Source organism: Hespellia stercorisuis DSM 15480, assembly GCF_900142165.1.
In the GTDB taxonomy this organism is placed as follows: domain Bacteria; phylum Bacillota; class Clostridia; order Lachnospirales; family Lachnospiraceae; genus Hespellia; species Hespellia stercorisuis.
The window spans coordinates 1-3,288 of sequence record NZ_FQZY01000127.1 but is presented as its reverse complement, the minus strand read 5'-3'; the positions used below and the strand labels follow the sequence as shown (position 1 = coordinate 3,288).

Here is a 3,288-nt window from a genome sequence, read left to right as displayed (position 1 = left end):
AACACAAGAACTACTTAATTCTATTAAAACAGCCCCAGTAAAAACCGGGGCTAATGTTTCACTTATTTTGGGACATTTTCAAAAACGCTTGACAGTTTTACTATCCCTGAGTTTCCGCAGATTTATCCACCGTCTGTTTATTACAGCAGGTCCTTTATAGACAACTTTCAAAAATTGCCCAAAACATAAGGAATCAATTACAATAGATTCCAAATTTACATGTTATAGCGGTAGACACCTTTTCGTCCGCCAAGCACCTCTTTGTTTTTCAGATCAGACCATTTGAAGTCCTTCATGGGCTCACGGGCAACAAGAAAGTTCCCTGCGCGCTGGGTCAGCTGTGCAAAATTCTTTACCACATCGTTGGCACCCTCCTGGTATGCATAGATCGTAGTCTCTGCACCCATGAAACCGATGTCTGCATCACCGGAAAGAACAGCGGCCATTGTTTTGTCAGCACCGAACCCGGTATCCAGTGTCAGATCGATGCCTTCCTCTGCAAAATACCCTTCCTCAATGGCAACATACATCGGTGCGTAGAACACGGAATGGGCCACCTCGTTCAGGGTGATGGAAACGGGGGTCTGAGTAACGGCACTCCCGGCAGTTTTGGCCGCCTGTTCAGATTGGTTTGTACACGCTGCCAGTGTGGTGACAATGACTGCGATTATCATAAGACATGCTGAAATTTTCTTTCTCATAAAAAAACTCCTCCTCCAAATACCTATGGTTAAAGTATATGGAGAAGGAGTCTGTCCTGTTCGTTCAATAGACGAATACTCTCTCAAAAACATTCTGCGCGAGGCAAAAAGACAGTTAGTGCCGCTTATACTGGTTTAATCGTAATAGTCATCATCTTCGTAGTCATCATCATGTTCATAATCTTCTTCCAGCGCCTGATGAGCCTTGTTGTCAAGACTGCTGGCAATCAGCATGAGCACAATGAAAATCAGGGCAAAAGCACCGACTGTGATTGCACCATATTTCAGATAGGTGTCTTTTCCCATCTGTGTAAATGTGTATATTGCGCTGCAGATGTAGAACAAGATCGGCAGTATAAATGCGATGATATTCTTAATGTTTTTCATGATGACAGAGATCAGACCCGCAACCAGCAGACAAAGTGCAAGAATGACGTATACTGTGCCATTTGTCATAAACTTATGGTTTGCAAGATCAGACAATCCCTGCATACCTGCGTGCAGGAAGAAAAATATGCCGGCACCAATGGAGAGAACGCCGAGAATAATTCTCAGAATTTTGAATCTCGATTTCTTTACAGGCTTTGCGGCTTTACGTTTAGAAGTCTTTTTGGCCGGCTGTGATTTTGCCTTGCGGGAAGACTGTTCTGCAGGCTGGGACTTGGCACGTTTGGAATCCGGCTTAGATGACTTAGCTGGATTTGCGCGGTGGCTGTCCTCCGAAAATTCCTGCGGCTGTTTCTTTTTCTTCTTATGTACCGGATGCTCCTTGGACTGATCATTGGCCGGCTTTTGCGGAGCGGCTTTTTTTTGTGCAGTCTTGACAGTTGGAAGAGCCTGCGTTGATTGATCTGATGTATTCAATTTCTTCGTAGCGGTCTGGCTGCCAGCAGAAGCTGTTTTTTCAGAAGTGGTTTTGTCCGGAGTAGATTTTGCCGGGGCAGTCTTTGCAGGAGAGGCTTTTGTTGATGTTGTCATCTCCTTGGATTTCTTCGCTGCGGCTGATCCTTTGGACGGAATGTTTGCTGAAGCAGCGGCTTGGGATTTTGCTGTCTCAGACGAAGCTGATTGAGCTTTTTTTGCGCGTTGTTTATCTAGATTCCACTTTTTCTTGCAATCTCTGCATATAGCGAATTCATTCATAATCGGTTGCTTGTTATCGTCTACGCCAACCTGTTTTTTCTGTATTTCTAGTTCTTTTCCACACACTGGGCATTTCATTTGTGACGTCCTCGCTTTCGTTAGTAGATTTCCTTTATAGACTAATTAGCTTCATTATAACACCCCAAATGAACAAGAACAATGGTAAAATGCAATATATGATTGCTTTACGTTCAGGAACACATTTCTTATAATAGAAGTAACACAATGGGTAGGAGAGGATTATAATGTTTAAATATAGGGCAGTTTACGCGGTTTTATGGCTCGCAGAAGCGATGCTGATGATGCAGAGGGACGAAGAGATTTATATGGTCATTTTTCTTTTTTTCTGTCTGCTGCCGGCAGTGATTTGGAGCGGACTCAGGCTGTCTGTCGGGAAAATGGAGACGGAGATAAAGGTTGAGAGAACCCCGGAACTAAAAAATGCATTTAAAGTCAGAATTTCGGCAAAACCGGCTGGGTTTTCTCTGGCAGGAAGAATGCAGATGAAAGTGTCAATACGCAACAAATTATTTTCCACAGAGTCGAACAGAAGCGTGATGTTATATCCAAACGGAAAAATATATGCGGCAGAAATTCTGGAAGAGTCGTGCAGCTGTGGTAAATATATTGTGACAGGAACAGATCTGTATGCGCTGGACTATCTGGGATTGTTTCGGCGCAGAATTTTCATTTGCGATTCTGCGAAAACAACAATCTATCCGATGCTGTATGATTCCGGGATCCCGGAGCTAAATAGAACAGGAAACAGCAGGAGTCCTGGCGGCAGAGTACAGAAGAGTTATGTCCCGGGAGACGCATTCTTGGGGGTGCGCGAATATCAGGATGGGGACGAGCAGTCGCGGATCCATTGGAAATTGTCTGCAAAATGGGATACACTTGTGATGCGGGAATACGGAACAGAGATGAACGAAGAGCTTCTGCTGATTCCGGACATCTGCGCATCTTATGACCGTGAAGAAAACAGCCGTGTACTGTCAGCGCTGGCGTCTCTCAGCACCTGCCTTCTGAAGGAAGGGGTTCGGCATTTGGTGCTGTATCCGTACGGAGATATGGTGAAAAAGCATGTGATATCCACAAGCGACGGTTACATAGAAATGATGAATCAGATTCTGGAAACGCCACTGTCCACGTCAACAGTGCTGGAATTACTGCAGGCCACAGAGCAGACAGATCAATTCAAACAACAACTGTTTCTGACAGTACGAGAAGAGTCAGAAATCCCAACGTGGTTTAGAAATCAGGAAAATCTAGAATTGCATTTAATCTAATGCATGGTATAATGTTCGCGACAGCAATGAGCAGTGCCATCAGACAACAACAAACATTTACGTTGTGCTTGCACATAAGGAAATGTTTGTTGTTGTCTGATGATAGGGCGAAAGCCCGCGAGTGAGAAGAAGCGAAGCGGAATCGAACGGCACTG

The 3,288-nt window shown here is 44.5% G+C and carries 2 protein-coding genes and 1 pseudogene; 1 reads left to right on the top strand and 2 read right to left on the bottom strand.

The window, feature by feature from the left end; genetic code table 11:
• Positions 1–236: 236 nt before the first annotated feature.
• Positions 237–701 (bottom strand): annotated as a pseudogene (locus tag BUB85_RS20580) (ABC transporter substrate-binding protein); the annotation flags it as partial.
• 135 nt (positions 702–836) lie between these two features.
• Complete coding sequence (locus BUB85_RS20575; RefSeq protein ID WP_073113336.1) at positions 837–1,922, bottom strand: O-antigen polymerase; 1,086 nt, start codon at positions 1,920–1,922, stop codon at positions 837–839.
• Between the two features lie 167 nt (positions 1,923–2,089).
• Here BUB85_RS20575 and BUB85_RS20570 point away from each other — a divergent pair, with 167 nt between their 5' ends.
• Positions 2,090–3,133 carry a DUF58 domain-containing protein gene (locus BUB85_RS20570; protein WP_073113335.1) on the top strand — a complete coding sequence of 348 codons (1,044 nt, stop codon included), beginning with the start codon at positions 2,090–2,092 and terminating at the stop codon, positions 3,131–3,133.
• Positions 3,134–3,288: the final 155 nt, after the last annotated feature.